The 15,514-nt window shown below is 60.7% G+C and carries 13 protein-coding genes; 6 read left to right on the forward strand and 7 right to left on the reverse strand.

Annotation, left to right across the window (positions count from 1 at the left end; translation table 11 throughout):
* Positions 1–27 precede the first annotated feature (27 nt).
* The 5 genes from TQ39_RS05605 to TQ39_RS05625 all read right to left on the reverse strand — a co-directional run bounded on the left by TQ39_RS05605 (position 28) and on the right by TQ39_RS05625 (position 5,702).
* Positions 28–486, reverse strand: a complete 459-nt coding sequence (locus TQ39_RS05605; RefSeq protein ID WP_009322112.1) for a phosphate-starvation-inducible PsiE family protein — start codon at positions 484–486, stop codon at positions 28–30.
* A 39-nt stretch (positions 487–525) separates the two neighbouring features.
* Positions 526–1,287, reverse strand: a complete 762-nt coding sequence (locus TQ39_RS05610; RefSeq protein WP_050004831.1) for a YhfC family glutamic-type intramembrane protease — start codon at positions 1,285–1,287, stop codon at positions 526–528.
* A gap of 238 nt (positions 1,288–1,525) precedes the next feature.
* The gene (locus TQ39_RS05615; protein WP_050004832.1) at positions 1,526–4,360 is read right to left on the reverse strand and encodes an HAD family hydrolase; all 2,835 of its coding nucleotides are present in this window, start codon (positions 4,358–4,360) and stop codon (positions 1,526–1,528) included.
* On the reverse strand, positions 4,357–5,160 hold the full coding sequence (gene rlmB, locus TQ39_RS05620; RefSeq protein WP_050004833.1) for a 23S rRNA (guanosine(2251)-2'-O)-methyltransferase RlmB: 804 nt from the start codon (positions 5,158–5,160) through the stop codon (positions 4,357–4,359). The genes TQ39_RS05615 and rlmB overlap by 4 nt, the downstream gene beginning before the upstream one ends.
* Positions 5,161–5,450: 290 nt before the next feature.
* Complete coding sequence (locus tag TQ39_RS05625) at positions 5,451–5,702, reverse strand: hypothetical protein (protein ID WP_009322108.1); 252 nt, start codon at positions 5,700–5,702, stop codon at positions 5,451–5,453.
* A gap of 538 nt (positions 5,703–6,240) precedes the next feature.
* Between TQ39_RS05625 and TQ39_RS05630 the strand changes: the two genes are divergently transcribed.
* The 3 genes from TQ39_RS05630 (at position 6,241) to fba (ending at position 8,173) form a co-directional block, all read left to right on the forward strand.
* Positions 6,241–6,522, forward strand: a complete 282-nt coding sequence (locus TQ39_RS05630; RefSeq protein WP_009322107.1) for an autorepressor SdpR family transcription factor — start codon at positions 6,241–6,243, stop codon at positions 6,520–6,522.
* Positions 6,506–7,159, forward strand: a complete 654-nt coding sequence (locus TQ39_RS05635) for an SdpI family protein (RefSeq protein WP_050004834.1) — start codon at positions 6,506–6,508, stop codon at positions 7,157–7,159. Before TQ39_RS05630 ends, TQ39_RS05635 begins: the two co-directional genes overlap by 17 nt.
* Before the next feature lie 150 nt (positions 7,160–7,309).
* Positions 7,310–8,173: a class II fructose-1,6-bisphosphate aldolase gene (fba, locus tag TQ39_RS05640; RefSeq protein WP_009322105.1), complete on the forward strand. Its 864-nt coding sequence runs from the start codon at positions 7,310–7,312 to the stop codon at positions 8,171–8,173.
* Between the two features lie 176 nt (positions 8,174–8,349).
* On the opposite strand, the gene nagA is transcribed toward fba, so the two are convergent.
* Together nagA and TQ39_RS05655 are read right to left on the reverse strand one after the other, a co-directional pair.
* Positions 8,350–9,480, reverse strand: a complete 1,131-nt coding sequence (gene nagA, locus TQ39_RS05645) for an N-acetylglucosamine-6-phosphate deacetylase (protein WP_050004835.1) — start codon at positions 9,478–9,480, stop codon at positions 8,350–8,352.
* Between the two features lie 250 nt (positions 9,481–9,730).
* On the reverse strand, positions 9,731–11,110 hold the full coding sequence (locus tag TQ39_RS05655; RefSeq protein WP_050004836.1) for a vWA domain-containing protein: 1,380 nt from the start codon (positions 11,108–11,110) through the stop codon (positions 9,731–9,733).
* 321 nt (positions 11,111–11,431) lie between these two features.
* Here TQ39_RS05655 and TQ39_RS05660 point away from each other — a divergent pair, with 321 nt between their 5' ends.
* The 3 genes from TQ39_RS05660 (at position 11,432) to TQ39_RS05670 (ending at position 14,981) form a co-directional block, all read left to right on the forward strand.
* Positions 11,432–11,887 (forward strand): hypothetical protein, encoded by a 456-nt coding sequence (locus TQ39_RS05660; RefSeq protein WP_009322102.1) that lies wholly within the window; start codon positions 11,432–11,434, stop codon positions 11,885–11,887.
* A 163-nt stretch (positions 11,888–12,050) separates the two neighbouring features.
* Positions 12,051–14,357 carry an AAA family ATPase gene (locus TQ39_RS05665; RefSeq protein WP_050004837.1) on the forward strand — a complete coding sequence of 769 codons (2,307 nt, stop codon included), beginning with the start codon at positions 12,051–12,053 and terminating at the stop codon, positions 14,355–14,357.
* Positions 14,358–14,504: 147 nt separating this feature from the next.
* Positions 14,505–14,981 (forward strand): GNAT family N-acetyltransferase, encoded by a 477-nt coding sequence (locus tag TQ39_RS05670; RefSeq protein WP_050004838.1) that lies wholly within the window; start codon positions 14,505–14,507, stop codon positions 14,979–14,981.
* The last annotated feature ends 533 nt before the right edge of the window (positions 14,982–15,514 follow it).

Consider the following 15,514-nt stretch of genomic DNA (forward strand, 5'->3'; position numbering starts at 1 on the left):
GGCCTTTTCGCGCCGCGCTCCGTTCCATCACTCCCGCCGCGGCGCACCGGCAGCGCTTAAGGCTCCGGCCCGCGTCTCCTCCTCTTCATGAAACGCAGAGTGCTCACCGAAGGAGGGCACGAACAGGAATTTCCGGATGGCAAAGATCAGCGCGATGGTGACGATGCCGATGAGATTTTCCAGCGGCGAAGTATGCTCCACCACCATCTGCCGGGCGATGGCGAACAGAAGCACCTCAATGGCGGAGCCGGGCGTATGCTTTGCCAGCATCTTGATAAACTCCACGCCGATGATCAGGTTGAACGCGTGGCCCAAAAACACTGTAAAGCCCTCGTGGGCTTTCGGATCGCCCGCAAGGCTGAACACCTCGCGCACCACCTGTATACCCGCGATAACAATGGCGATGAGCACGATGATGGAAATGGCGATTTCAATAACGCTTGCAAAAAACGCTACCTTGCGCCGTAAATATTCCTTGACACGCACGGCAAATCCTCCTTTTCTGCTGCTCCGTCCCGGCCGCGCTCAGCCAGCCAAAGGCCTGTGGACGCACGCTTTGCGGTAAACCGACCAAACGAACAGGCAAACCGCGGCGTTCACCGCCAGAATGATTCCTTCACTGCACCACATGCTCCGCAGCAGCCCCAACTGGGACAGCGCCGCGGGAATATTCGCCGCGGCATGCAGCAGCACCGCCGCGAAATAGTACCAGATGGGAACGCGCCGGGTGACCGCCATCCACACCAGGATGGACAGCGCCATATGCAGCGCCATTGCCGCGATGCGTTCTACACCGGCAGCCCAGAACGCGCCCGCCCCCGCGGCCCCAAGCGCGTCCGTTACCTGCGGCGCGGCGGGCGCGCCCAGCATCACCGCAGCGTTCACGGCGGCGTTCACCCCTGCCAGCAGCGCAGCCTCCACGCCGCCGTGGCCAATGCCGTAGCCTACGCCCAACGCCAGATCCCTGTCTTTTTTGCACAGCAGCGACAGACCCATCAGGCGGCCTGTTTCCTCAAACAGGCCCGCGGCAAGGCAGCCGTAAGCCGTATAGGCCGCCGGATACAGCGTAATAGCCGGAAACAGGGAGAACACCGCCGCGTGGAGCAGCTGCTCCAGCACCAACGCATAGCCGATGAAACAACCGGCGCCCACCAGCGCGGCCAGCAAGCCGCGGCCTGTTTTACGCTTGAGGACGGCAAGCGCCGCAACAGGCAGCGCGATGGAAACCAGCACCGTAAAAATGCATCCTGCAATGGATGCGGCTGAGAAGACGGGGGCAGCAGACACAGAGCATCCTCCTTTTCCGGACGTTGACACCGCTTATTGAAACAGAGAACCTGACAGCCGATACCGGAGCGTCCACCCCTTTTTGGCGGCATTCGCCGGGTGGCTTGCACTTTGCCGCGCAAAGATGCATGGCCTTGCCACCGCCAGCTTTTTCCCCGGACTTTTCTTTTTTATCTCTTTGCCTTTTTCGACAGTCTGCGTCCGTCCCTTTTCAAGAAGCGGACGTTTCTCCGGTTTGTTACGGTTTTTTTGCAAAGGGAACGGATGCGATGATGGCGCACCATACGAGCTGATACGCCAGCACCGTGCCCAGAGAAAGGCCCGTAAGGCCCTCGTAAAAGCCCAACGCCACACTGAGCACCGCACCCAGCGCCACAGCGGCCGTCTGCACAACGCCCGCAAGGCGTTCGCCTGCGGCCGCGCGCGCGGCCGCGCGCATGCCGCCCAGGAAGGACGCGCATGCACCTGTGTGCATCATCACGCCCTCGCTCTCGGGACGGTAGGCAAGCTCGGTCTCCAGGGCGTCCTGCTCATGCTGAGACAGCACCTTGACCGTTCCCTCCGGAATGCCGTAAGTCGCGGCCACCAGCGGCGCGGTAATGTTGAAATCGTCTGCCTGCACCAGCACGCTGATACCGCTCTGCGCCAGACTGTCCAATGTTTCTGCGGCGCGGCGGTCGGGCCGGTAGCTGACGAGGAACATGCCGAACAGCTTGCCCGCCACCGCAAGATAGATGGGAGAGCGCTGGCCGTTCTTCGTATATTTTCTCTCGTAGTCCAAAGAGGGTACTTCAATGTCATGGCGCTTCATCATCTCGCGGCTGCCCAGCAGAACACGGCGGTGCTCGATCCACCCGGTAAAGCCGTAACCGATTTCCACCGAGGCGTTTTCCACGCCGGCCAGCAGCTTCTCGTTGTTGTCCAGCATGCCCATGAACACGCCGCGCAGCGTCTCGCAGCTGGGCGACAGCAGGCTGGCTGCATAAAGGATGGCAATGTCGATGCGCTCTTTTTCAAAGGTTTTGATGCCGTGCAGGCGCACGCTGCCCGCGGGGAACAGCTCCCGCGCGCTCAGCAGCACCGTGTTGGCGCTCCCCAGTGTTTCCACTGCGCTCGGCCCCGGAACCACGGCGCCGCAGCGGGACGTGGCCTGCTGCATCAAGCTGGTGGGCAGCGCGTACACAAGCGTCGCCGCCAGAGGCGCGCTCAGGCTCAAGGCCGCAGCCAGGCCGGAGAGCGCAGATATCACGCCGCCGCCCTTTACGCCTGCGACAACAGCGCACACCAGCGCCGCGCCGCCCAGGCCCCAGCACAGCTTCTGCACCACGGCGTCCGCCGCGCGGGGAGAAAAGCTCTGGCGCAAAAATCCCTTGACCAGCGCTGTAGGACGGTTCAGCAGCAGACGCGGTTCCGGCTCGCCCAAACCGTCGCACAGCCGCTTTGCCAGCTGTTCCTTTTCCAGCAGAAACGCGGCCGCATGCTCCTCGCCGGAGCTTGCCAGCGCAAAATTCGCGCACACAGCGCGGATCTGCAGCCATTTGCCCAGCGCGTTGCCGCACAGCAGCAGCGCCGCCACGGGCGCAAACAGCGTCACGGCCTCCGGATCAAAATTTTTCGCATCAAACAGCAGCGCCGCATTCTGCAGCGCCGCTCCCACCACGGCCAGCGCAGTGAAGCTGTCGGACGTAGGCTGGAGCGCAAGGCCCCGCAGGCCCGCCCCCAGCGTGGTGATGGAGCTGAAAGCCGCTACGGCCAACAGAACGAAATTTGTGACAAGATAAGTAAGCGGAGCCGTGTGCGGGTCCAGCACGCCAATGGGCGGCAGCCAGCCCGTGCGGGCCGAGAGGCCCAAATACAACAGGAACAGCGTCAGCACGCCCGTAAGCACGGTGCGCGCCAGGCGTGTCTGGCGCATGGAGGCCAGTTCCTGGGCAACCGCCGGCGCGTCGGACAGGCGGTTGTATTCGCCTATCTCCTCCTCCGGGGCCAGCGCGCCGGAGTTTTTCCTGCGCAGCGGCTCGTATTCGCCCGTGCCGTCGCCGTCCAGCGGGATATCGATGTCCATTGCGCGGGTATCGCGCCGCTTGCGCGCAGCGCCCAGGTCGAATGTGTCGGCTCTGGCAATGGCCCGCGCCAAAAAGGAGGCGGACATAGGTGCGGGCGTGTCCTGCGGGTTTGCCTGGGGCACGTCCAGATCCAGCGTGCTGCCGAAAGTGCGCCCATTGGCTCCGGGCGCGCCCTGCTCCGGCGCATCCGCCCGGCCCGGCACGGGCGCGCCCGGAATGCACTGCTCGGGGCGGATGGCGTCAAATTCCCCGGTATAGCCCTCCTCCAGAGCGGCCTCGTAGTACTCGCCTGCCTCGCCCTGGGCAAACTCATCCTCGAATTCCTCTTCTTCTTTTTTGGCAAACAGCTTCGCCCAGAAGCCGCTCTTTTCTTTTTTACGACGGCCGCTCTCACCCAGCGTAGGGTCGTCGATCACGGCGGTTGCGAAGAAATCGCGGAAACGGTCGTCTACTTCGCCGAACAGATTGTTTCCGGTAACGGGGGCGGCCTGCTCCTGTTCCTGCGCAGGCTGGGAGCCGCGCCGGAGCACCGCCTCCCGCGCCGCGCTCAGCACGGCTTCACCCGCGGCACTGTGCAGCGTATTTTCCGCCTCGCGGCGTGCCTCTTCCATAATGCGCGCGCGTTCCTCCGCCTGCTTTTGCGCCTCGGCCTCGGAATACGCCTTAATGTCCGGCAGCTCCACCGTGGGCACTTCGTCCTCAACAAGCGCGGGCTCCGGTTCAGGCTCCGCCGCGGGTTCCGGCGCTTTCTCGGGAGCGGGCTGGGGAATCTCCGGCAGCGGATCGTTTTTTTCGTGGGCAAACTCAGGCACCGGCAGCAAGATCGGCTCTACCGGAGCGCGCTTTTTTCCGGTCCCGACGCCCAGTTCGGATAAAATGGCGTCCAGGTCCGCATCCGAACTCTGTGCCGGACGGGCTGCCGCGGGCGCGTCCGCCCGCTTCTTCTGCACCTGCTCGAGGATATGGTCGAGCTCTGAAGCTGTGATATGCGGTTTCTGATCGCTCAAATAGAACCCTCCGTTCCGCGCTGGCGCATGATCTCATACAGAATAATGCCGGTGGCGACCGACACGTTGAAACTGTCCACCCCCGTGCCGCCGCCCGCCATGGGCAGACTGAGAACACCGTCACACAGGGACTTCACCAGCGGCGAAACACCGCTGCCCTCACTGCCCGCCACCAACGCAATGGGGCCTGTAAGGTTTTGCTGGAAAGCGGGGCGTCCGTCCATGTCCGCGCAATAGACAAATACATTCTGCGCCTTCAGCCTGCGGACAGCCTCGCCGATGTTGGCCACACGCGCCACGGGCAGCCTTGCCGCCGCGCCCGCGCTGCTTTTGAGTACAGTAGGTGTAACAGGTACGCCGCCGCGCCGCGGTATCACCACGCCGTGAGCACCGCACAGCAGCGCCGTGCGGATGATCGCGCCCAGGTTATGGGGATCCTCCACGCCGTCCGCCAGCAGCAAAAAGGGCGGCTCGCCCCGGCGCGCCGCCTCGGCCAGCAAGTCATCCAGCGAGACATAATCCACACTGGCCGCCCACGCCGCAACGCCCTGGTGGCCTTCCGTGCCGCACATGCCGCGCAGCTTGGCCGCGTGCACACGCTTGACCACAGCGCCCGCCTCGCGGGCGATGGCCGTATAATATCCCGCCTGTGCGGCGTTCATGGTATCCTGTACGAACACGGTATCCACGGCCGCACCGCTTTTGAGCAGCTCCGTCACGGCATTTTTGCCGTACACAAATGTGGGATCCTGCTCTGTTTTGTGTTCAAATCTATCGTTTTTCTTCTCTGCCCGTTCCATCCGCAGCCTCCAGAATTTTCAAAAAAGCCCCGCCCGTCCGGTTCCCGCATACTGCGCTCCGCATGCAGCGTGCGCGCAGCCGCGCAGCGGCCTCGACAAAACCGCACTTGCTGCGGTTTTGCGTGTTTCAATGTTCTCAAACCCATGCGCACCAGCGCATCCGCGTGTGCCGGGCACACGCGCAGCCGCGCAAGCGGCGGGTTTGAGGCTATTATAACACAGATACCGCATCTTTGCTATAATTTCCGCCGGATTTCGGGCATTTTCGCCTGAGCCTGACAGCAGCGCGCTTACAAAAGGAACCACAGCAGCACAGCGGCGGCCGTGGCAGCCGCTGCCCACAGCGCGGCGCGCGCGCCCGGTCCCAGCGGCAAAATACTGCGCCGCCACGAAACCAGGCCGGAAACATATTTTTCCGCCGCATCCTGCTGGCACCCCAACTGCACCGCGCGGCTTTCCGGCTTAAAAAACACCAGCACCCGTTCGATGCTCTCGTCCTGCGGCTCCACAATTTCCACCACGCACTTGTTTACGCCTTTCATTCCGGTCCCCCTTTCCCGCCCGCCTGCCGCGGGCTTACGGAAAGTTTTGTCTCCGGTGCGCAATTTAAACAATTTCTTCTTTTAAATTTCGGCGTTCACTGTTTAATGGAATTCGTAAAGGTGCATATACATTTTGTAAAAGGTATTTTTTTCCTTATTGAATGTTGAAAACCCTGTTGAAAGTGTTGACAACCCGCCTGTTTTGCCCATTTGCGGGCTTTTTGAGAGAAGTTTTCGACTGTGTTTTCAACACCCTGTTGAAAACTTTCCACAAAACCCCGGGTTTATTCCAAAGTGTCAAGTTGGAATTTTGACGATTTTAAACGGGAAACATTTCCACTTTTCGCCGTTTTTACAAAAAATTCGCGCAAGGTTTACACCTTTACGCACCTTGAAATTTTTGCAAATATACCTGGGAATCGCTTCCATCGCGGGCGGCCTTCCATGCATTTTTCTGCGCTTGCCGCGGGGCGGCGTTTGTGATATCATTCATTTAGACGAGCGTCGAAAGAAAAGCAGCGGAAGGAGCGGTGCGCGCGTGTTCGACAAAACGTTCAAAGCCCTGTCCGACCCCACCCGCCGCCAGATCCTGGAGCTGCTGCGCAGAGGGCCGAAAAGCGCCGGTGAGATATCCGAACAGTTCGGCACCAGCGGAGCCACCATCTCCCACCATCTTTCCGTTCTGAAAGACGCGGGCCTGGTGAGTGACGAAAAGCGCGGCAAGTATATTTTTTACGAGCTGGACACCAGTGTTTTACAGGACATGCTTGCATGGGTGGCCGGTTTTGCAAAGGGAGACGGCGATGAAACAAAGCAATAAAACAGAATGGGCCATCTGGGGCGTGTGCGCCCTGTCGTTTGCCGTGACGCTGGCGCTGCTGCCTCTGCTGCCCGCACGCATCCCCGTCCATTGGAACGTGGACGGGCAGATCGACGGCTGGGCGGCACGCCCGGGAGCGTTTTTCGGCCCGGCCATGGGGCTGGGCCTGAGCCTTTTGATGAAATTTCTGCCCTACATCGACCCGCGCCGCCGCAGCTATGAAAAGTTCGGCCGCGCGTACGATGCGTTCCGGCTGGCGCTGGCGCTGTTCGTGCTTATCCTGCAGGGCGTTACGCTGTACGCTGCGTTTTATCCGGATGGACTGGATGTTTCCCGCATCATTGCCGCCTGTGTGGGCGCGCTGCTGTGCGTAGCGGGCAATTATATGCCCAAGTTCCGGCACAACTATTTCTGCGGTATCCGTACGCCGTGGACGCTGGCCAGCGAAACGTGCTGGCGGCGCACCCACCGCTTTGCGGGGCCGCTGTGGTTCTGGGGCGGTCTGGCGCTGGCGGCGGGCAGCTTTTTCCTCTCCGGCCGCTGGCTGGCCGCGGCCACGGCGGCTCTGGGAGCCGTGCTCGTCGTGCCCGCTTATCTTTATTCGTACTTTATTTATAAAAGCAGCGGTGAAGATTGATTTTGCCGCCGCGATGCGTTATACTATCCTTGGTTAAATTTGTGACAAGGGCTTGTCCTCTTTCACTGTGGGACCGATACGCGCTGGGCGGGCCAATGCGCTTGGAGCGCCCGCCCAAAACAGGAACGATTTTTTGGAGGGTAATGAATTATGCTGGTAAACGCTACCGAAATGCTGCAGAAAGCCCGCGACGGCCACTACGCCGTAGGCCAGTTCAACATCAACAATCTGGAGTGGACGAAGGCCGCGCTGCAGGCTGCGCAGGAAATGAACAGCCCCATCATTCTCGGCGTGTCCGAAGGCGCGGGCAAATATATGACAGGCTTCAAAACCGTCGCCGCCATGGTCAAGGCCATGATCGACACGCTGGGCATCACCGTGCCCGTGGCGCTGCATCTGGACCACGGCTCTTACGAGGGCGCCAAGGCCTGTGTTGAGGCCGGGTTCTCCTCCATCATGTTCGACGGCAGCCACTACGCCATCGACGAAAACGTGGCCAAGACCACCGAGCTGGTGGCTCTGGCTCACGAGAACGGCCTTTCCATCGAGGCCGAGGTCGGCAGCATCGGCGGTGAAGAGGACGGTGTTGTGGGCATGGGCGAGATTGCGGACGCCGCCGAGTGTGCGCGCATCGCTTCCCTGGGCATCGACTTCCTGGCCGCAGGCATCGGCAACATCCACGGTGTGTACCCGTCCAACTGGAAAGGCCTGGACTTCGACGCGCTGGAGAAGATCCACAACGCAACGGATCACATTCCCCTTGTGCTGCACGGCGGCACCGGCATCCCCGACGATATGATCAAAAAGGCCATCAGCCTGGGTGTTTCCAAGATCAATGTGAACACCGAATGCCAGCTCGCCTTCGCCAAGGCCACCCGTGAATACATCGAGGCCGGAAAGGACCAGCAGGGCAAGGGCTTTGATCCGCGCAAGCTGCTTGCGCCGGGCGCCGAGGCCATCAAGAACACCGTCAAGGAAAAAATGGAGTTGTTCGGCTCTGTGGGCAAGGCGTAAGCGCTGCCCACAGGCGTTCAGTACCTTTCAAAGCAACGGAAAAGCCCCCGGATTTCCCGCAATGGGAAAGCCCGGGGGCTTTTTCTGCACACCGGCGTATCTGCGTGCGGCGCCCCGCCAAAGCGCAAAAAAGCGGCGGCCCCATACGGAACCGCCGCCTGTGCCGGACATCCGGCTTATTTCGTCTGTACGCCGCCGATGAAGATTTTTTCCGGGTGCAGCGTCTCGTCCAGCACCAGTATGTCAGCGCGCTTGCCGGCGGTGATGCTGCCCAGCTCATCAAACAAGCCCACAGCCTGCGCCGGGTTGATGGTAGCCGCGCGCAGCGCCGCGTCCAGGGGCACGCCGAAGCTGACGGCGCGGCGGAAGCATTCGGCCAGGCAGGTAGCGCTGCCCGCGATGGTGCCGTCCTCCAGCGTGGCCTTGCCGTCCGTCATATACACAGTCTGGCCGCCCAGCGAATACACGCCGTTGGGCATGCCCGCGGCGCGCATGGAATCGCTGATGAGACACACGCGCTCGGCGCCGAACCAGCGGAACACACTGCGCACCACAGCCGGATGCAGGTGGATGCCGTCGGAGATCATCTCCACATGGGCCGCGTCATCGCTGGCCGCGCCCACGACGCCCGGGTCGCGGTGGTTGAACGGTGGCATGGCGTTGAACAGGTGCGTCACATGGGATGCGCCCGCGGCAAAGGCCGCCTTGGCCTGGTCGTAATTGGCCGTGGTGTGCGCAATGGACACCACGCATTTTTTGCTGGCCCGCTCGATGAAAGGCACCGCACCCGGCAGCTCCGGCGCAACGTCGATGAGCTTGATGGCGTCGCCGGACAGCTCATACAGGCGGTCAAACATCTCGATCTCCGGGTCCACAATGTATTTTTCCGCCTGAGCGCCCTTTTTCGCCTTGTTGAAGAAGGGCCCCTCCATATTGATGCCGCGCAGCACGGCGCCGCCGGTCTCTTTGTTGATGTAGGGCTTCGCAATGTTGAAGATATTGGTGAGGATGGGCTCGTCGAAAGCCATCGTGGTGCCGCAGAAGGCCGTTACGCCCTCGCCGCCCAGATAGGCGGACATTGTTTCGATGTGCTCCGCGCCCGCGTCGCAAAAATCAGAGCCTTTGGAGCCGTGGATGTGGATATCCACAAAACCCGGGGTGACGTATTTGCCGGAAACGTCCACTGCGTCGGGGCCGTCCAGCGTGCCGGGGGCAGCCACCTGAGCGATCTTTCCGTCCGCGATCTCCACGTCCGCCAGCACAAAGCGCGCGTCTTCGGTGAAAACAAGGCCGTTTTTCAGGATCATATTGATACACTCCTTTGATTGATCGTATGGTCTTGCGCGCCGGGTGGGGCGCGCGGATTTCCCTGCTTTCATTATAACGTTTTTTTCGGCGCGCAAAAGTTTTTTTTGCAAAAAAAGCGCTTTGTGCCAAGATTGCATATGATACGGCAAAACGCGCAAAGGCCGCCCGGTGCCGGGCGGCCTTTGCAGGCGGGGCGGCGGCGCGGCCCGGCAGGGCCGCGCCGCTTCCGCGGAAAAGGGGGAAACGGGCTCACACCTTCCGGCCTACGGGGATGGTGCCGCAGCAGTTCCAGGTGTAGTCCATGGGGTGGGCGATGATACGCACACGGAAGGTGCGCCCTGTGCACATGCCGTTGTTGCAGCCGCATGCGTCCGGGTCTTCCGGCAGAACAAAGGGCACGCACATCACATGTACGTCGCGGCAGCCTGAGCCGGTGTGGGCGGGGATCGTCAGTACCTTGAAGCCGCGGGAAGCCTCGATGCCGTCATCCATCAGCTCTGTTACAATAATGCCGACGGAGGTGCGGCGGTGCGGGCAGATGTCGTGCAGTACGAAGTCCACCTGAAGGATACGGCCCAAATCCGTCATGATGATGTCCCCGGCATCGACGAATATGGAATCCTGACAGGGGTCGGCGTGGACGTCGATGGGTTCCGGACACTCCGGCACGATGATGGAACCGCAGTCTACCGTTACAAAGGGGGACGGGAATTCTACGACAGAGCCCTCATCGTCGGTGAGCTGGATGGAATCGTTCACTTCGATATGCCCGCCTGAGCCGGACATATGGCGCACCGTGAATATCAGCTCCGCAGTCTCCTCTTCACTGTCCGCCAGTTCGGAGATATACCAGTGGATGATCTGCGAACTCTCCAGCTCCGCTTCGCCGATGAGCGGCGGCTCGAAGCCGATGATGGCAAATTCTGTGCTGATGATATCCTCAATGTGAATATTCGTCGCGCCCGGCCCGGCGATGGTATCGGCCAGATCGTGGAATGCACGCTCCAATTCCTCTTCATTTGGGGTGGTAATGACGTGTTCGTCCACAGGTTCGCTGGCCCAGCTGCGCAGTGTTTCCTCGTTCAGGCCTGTGCGGCCCACCAGGCCGATGCAGTAGATCTCCACATCGTCGTCGCGCAGCGCGGCGGCTATCGGCGCCGGGTCCGGCCCGACGGTCGTCTCGCCGTCGGTGAAAATGACCAGCACTTTTTTGCGCATGGTAGCGCCGAACAGTGTTCCCGCCTGAGTGAACGCATCGGCGTGGTTGGTATTACCCTGCGCCTGCAGCGCGTCTACCGCCTGCTTCAGCACTTCCACATCCTCGGTGAGCGGCACGTCTATGCTTGCCGTGCCCGCAAAGCTTACGATGCCGATACGGTTGCCGTTGGCTAGCCTTCCCATGCGTCCGCCGGTGCGTTTCATGACGATGTCGATAAACTCCTTGGCCCCCGCTTTCAAATGCATCATCGGGGTGCCCGTCATGCTGCCGGAACGGTCCAAAACAAGCGCGATATCCACGGGATTGTTAACGACGTCCGGCTGCGCCGTAACGCTGAGCGTTACGTTCAGAATGCCGTCGCAGTCGATCCTCTCTTCGCTGAGGATTTTGTCTACATGTGTGATACCCATACTGATTTCCTTTCATCAGCGGCCGGGCCTGCACCCGCTCGCCGCGTTTTTTCGGGGCGCACCCGGCACGGCTTTTCCACCCGCGCCCCGTGTGCCCCATTGGCTTCTGCGCTATCGTATGCGTCCGATGGGGACGTTGTGCCGCCGGACGGGGATACCGCATTCGGATGGGTTTCCCATTTTTCCCGCCGCAGTGGATTTTGCGGGCGCAAAACGCGCGCATCGTCGTTTTCCAGACGGGTTTATGATATAATAGACGCAGCAGCAAAAATTTCTGCCTGCTGCTGCGGCGCGCCGGGCAGGGCTTGTGAGGGAATGGGAATGCAGTTAAAAGATATTAAAAAAGAGGGGATTTTTACCACCTTATATTATGAGTTGACCTGGAAGATCGGCTGGGAGCAGCTGCTCTCCATTCTGGATGTTGTGATCCGCACCGATTTTCAAGAAAAGGGATTCCAATCCCTTGCGGTGGGTATGATCGCCGGAACAACTCCACAGGATGTCACCAGGGACGTTCTGGCAAACGGCGGCGACATCAGACGGTCTGCTTTTGCCAAAGGGGAATCCGGTTATGCAGTGTTGACCGGCTATTCGCATCTCATGAAAGTTACAATGCGGATCATCGTCTGGAACCAGAGCGACCGCTTTATACTTCAATTGGCCGACGACCGGGCAATCGACAAGGATGGCAAGCACTCCTATGATAAATATGCCGACAGCATTGAAATTTTGGCGCATATTGATTATGCTAAAAAACAGCCTGCGGCTGTTTTTTAGGACATGCGGACCGTCCCCGGCCCGCGGCCATCCGGATAAGTTTTTGTTGCGGAGCAATAAAAACAGGGATAATGATAACGTCGCGGCCAACGCTTTGGGCGGAACAAGCCGCCAGCTGCTTTGAAAAGCCTGTTTGTGTGCATTGTATGGAAAGGGGAACATCATGAAAAACGATATCGACGATCTGCTGAACAGCGTGTTCGGTTCGGGCACACTGCGCACCGGCGGGCAGGCGGCAGGCCGGGAGAAGCCGGAAACGCCACGTCTGACGCTGGAGCCTGAACCGAAACAGCCGTCCCCGCGCGGCCGGAGCCCTCAGCGCCGCACCGCGCCGGGACGGCCCGCGGCACCCTCCCGCGGCGCCTCGCGGGAGGACGCGCGCCCCAAGGCGGACGTACCAGTCATTGACTTTGACGCCATCGGAAAGCAGCCCCCCGGGACAGATCTCCACGCCGCGCCGGACTTTGCCGCCATAGAACGCCGGGCTGCAAACGCCGCGCGGGAGCTGCAGGCTCTGGAGCGCGCAGCTCCACGCACGGGCGCGGCGCTGGACGAGGCCATCGCGCGCCAGCGAAAGGAGATCGAGGCCCTGAACCGCAGCGCGCTGGAGGACATCCACCGCATCGGGCGTGAGCTGGAGACTCCTGAAGTGCGCGGCCTTTCCGGCGGGTCCGCACAAGAGGCGGCCGCGGCTCCCCTGCCCAACCACGCCGCCCCGCGGGGCAAGGCGGGGCTGGAGGGCTTCGACGGGTTGGCCGAAGCGCTGGGCGGAACCGTACTGGGTCAGCCGGATTATCTTCAAAAGCTGGTCATCGCGCTCAAGCGGCCGTATGTGATGGGCCACGAGGGTGAAAGCGCGCGCAACGCTTTCCTCGTCACCGGTCCGGCGGACACAGGCAAGCATCTGAGTCTGTGTGCCGCCGCAGAGGAACTGGCCCGGCGCGGCGTGTTCGTCAGCGGGGATATCTCCTGGATGGATCTGTCGCTGTACCCAACCGCCGCAGAGGAAAAGCTTTTTTTGCAGGATCTGTATATGGCGCTGGCCGCCAAGGGCGACATCGTAGTGTTCGAACACTACGAGCGCTGCCAGCCTGCGTTCCTGACGGTCCTGTCCAATCTGGTGCAGCGGGGCAAAAGCCCGCTGGCCGGGCGCTACGTATTGCAGAACGGCCGTCTGGTGGACGCGGGCAACGCCCTTGTCACCGACGCCGTGGGCGCGCTCACGCCACGGGGCAAATACCTTGTGCTGCTCAGCGAGGCCCCCGTTGCCAAACTGGCGGACAGCTTCGGCGCGCCGTTTGTTTCGGCGCTGGGAGATATCTGTGAGACGGCCGCCCTCACGCCCGAAAGCTTGTCCGCTGTGGCGAAAGCGGAATTTGACAAGCTGGCTGCCCGCGCGCAAAAGGCGCTGGGCTTCACCGTCACAGCCGGGGATGCGGCACTGCTCCTCGCCGCCGAAAGCAGCGGACGCGCCAAGGGCGCGCAGGGCGTGCTGGCATTCTGGGACCGCGCCTACCGCGCGCTGGCCCAGTACCGGCTGGAACACGACGACGCACCCAAAGCCGCCGCGCTGGGCGCAGCGGACGGCCGCCTGACTGCAGACTTCGGCGCAGGCCCGGCGGATCTGCTCTCCCTGCTTCCTGAAGCTTACCAAGGCGAGGTGGAAGCTGTAAAGGCAGAATTGGACGGCATCGTAGGCCTTGCAGCCGTAAAGGAATACGTACTCAGTTTGGAGGACAATTTTGCCGTGCAGGCGCGGCGCAAAGCCGCCGGTCTCAAGACGGCCAGCGTTTCCATGCATATGATCTTCACCGGGAACCCCGGCACAGGCAAAACGACCATTGCCCGGCTGGTGAGCCGTTACCTGAAGGCCATCGGGGTGCTGAGCGGCGGGCAGCTGGTGGAAGTGACACGCGCCGACCTTGTGGGCCGTTATGTGGGCCACACCGCACCGCTCACCACACAGGTGCTCAAATCCGCCGTGGGCGGCGTGCTGTTCATCGACGAAGCATACAGCCTGTACCGCGGAAAAGACGACAGCTTCGGGCTGGAGGCCATTGATACGCTGGTCAAAGGTATGGAGGACCACCGGGACGATCTCATCGTTATCCTGGCCGGCTATTCCAAAGAGATGGCCGAATTTTTGACGGCCAACAGCGGCCTGAAAAGCCGTTTTCCAAACATCATTGAATTCCCCGATTATACCGGCGAAGAGCTGCTGGCCATTGCAAAGCTGCAGGCGGGCGGCAAGGGGTATACGCTGGACGAGCGCTGCGACGCAAATCTGCTGGCCTATTTCAACGCCGTGCAGCTCACCCGCGCGCGGGACGCAGGCAACGGGCGGCTGGCCCGCAACAAAGTGGAGGAGGCCATCCTCAACCAGTCCCGCCGCCTTGTGGCCCAGCCCGAAGCAGACCTGTGCCTGCTGCTGCCCGAGGATTTCCAGTTGGACGACGTGGGCGGAGTATAAACAGCCTTCCGCAGGTCTGCCTGCGTTTTTATAGATATCTGACAAGCAAAGGAGATGTTCACTATGCGAAAATATCAGGCTCTTTTTTTTCGCAATAAGACCAGGAGGGTCCTGCAATGCTGACCCTTCGCATCAAGGGAGGCTGTCATGATAAAATTGACGCAGATAGACGAAACAAATTTTCTGGAATGCTTTGCGCTACGGCTGGACAATGGGCAGGAGCGCTTTGTCTCATCCCCCATCCGCAGTCTGGCACAGGCTTATGTGTACCGGGACCAGTGTATGCCCTTCGGCATTTACGCCGGGGACAAGATGATCGGATACGTCATGGTTATTTACGACCGTGAGGAACAGACCTACAATATCTGGCATTTCATGATCGACGCGGCGCACCAGCGAAAGGGGTACGGCAAAGCTGCTTTGGCGCAGGTGATCCGATATATCAAAACAAAGCCGTTTGGGCCGTCCGGCACGGTGCTGCTCACCTGCAGCCCGGAAAACCAGGCAGCGTACGCCCTGTATACAGATTTTGGCTTTTGCCCAACGGGACGGTGCGACGGAAAGGAACAGGAGCTTTGCCTGAAGCTCGCCCCGGCGCGGCCGAATACGGAGATAAAAGTATAATACGCCAACAGAAAACGCGCCCCGCAGGCCGGATATATTTCGGATGCGGGCGCGTTTTTATTGTAGAGAAACCACCGGTTTTGCATATGCGTGCAAAGCCCTGTATTACCGGCATGCGCGCCCGGTGGCACAAGTACGGTCCGCCAGCCGCAAAAATTTTACTGCCGGCTGCCCGCAAGCGGGCTTATTCCAGCATCGTCAGATGTTTTCCCGCTCTGTTTTCCTCCATCCGGTTTTGATGTGCTCCACGATTTTTACCGCATCCTTTCCTGCGATATTTTGGCGCAGCCGCAATGGTGATATTTGCAAATCCAGCTCGTATGCGATAACGCATTTACATCATTCAGCTGAATCGGATAAGCAGAAGCAGGCGCTTTCGCACCGGCTCGCCTGTTATGGCCTGTGCTGCGGTATGAGCCAGCAGCTTGTCTGCAATCGGGTCTGGACTTGTAGCTTTCCTTCCTATTGTGTATCCTCCCTTTTTGCCTTCGACCGTACCAGAAGACTGCTGCAGAAATTAAAAAAGAGCACTT

Source organism: Ruthenibacterium lactatiformans, from assembly GCF_000949455.1.
Classification (GTDB): Bacteria; Bacillota; Clostridia; order Oscillospirales; family Ruminococcaceae; genus Ruthenibacterium; species Ruthenibacterium lactatiformans.

What these genes read in the sequence shown, in the direction of transcription:
- rlmB (WP_050004833.1), bottom strand. Translation starts at nt 5,160, where the DNA reads ATGGAACGGGCAGAGAAGAAAAACGATAGATTTGAACACAAAACAGAG.
- TQ39_RS05665 (WP_050004837.1), top strand. Translation starts at nt 12,051, where the DNA reads ATGAAAAACGATATCGACGATCTGCTGAACAGCGTGTTCGGTTCGGGC.
- nagA (WP_050004835.1), bottom strand. Translation starts at nt 9,480, where the DNA reads ATGATCCTGAAAAACGGCCTTGTTTTCACCGAAGACGCGCGCTTTGTG.
- TQ39_RS05635 (WP_050004834.1), top strand. Translation starts at nt 6,506, where the DNA reads ATGAAACAAAGCAATAAAACAGAATGGGCCATCTGGGGCGTGTGCGCC.
- fba (WP_009322105.1), top strand. Translation starts at nt 7,310, where the DNA reads ATGCTGGTAAACGCTACCGAAATGCTGCAGAAAGCCCGCGACGGCCAC.
- TQ39_RS05625 (WP_009322108.1), bottom strand. Translation starts at nt 5,702, where the DNA reads ATGAAAGGCGTAAACAAGTGCGTGGTGGAAATTGTGGAGCCGCAGGAC.
- TQ39_RS05660 (WP_009322102.1), top strand. Translation starts at nt 11,432, where the DNA reads ATGCAGTTAAAAGATATTAAAAAAGAGGGGATTTTTACCACCTTATAT.
- TQ39_RS05670 (WP_050004838.1), top strand. Translation starts at nt 14,505, where the DNA reads ATGATAAAATTGACGCAGATAGACGAAACAAATTTTCTGGAATGCTTT.
- TQ39_RS05655 (WP_050004836.1), bottom strand. Translation starts at nt 11,110, where the DNA reads ATGGGTATCACACATGTAGACAAAATCCTCAGCGAAGAGAGGATCGAC.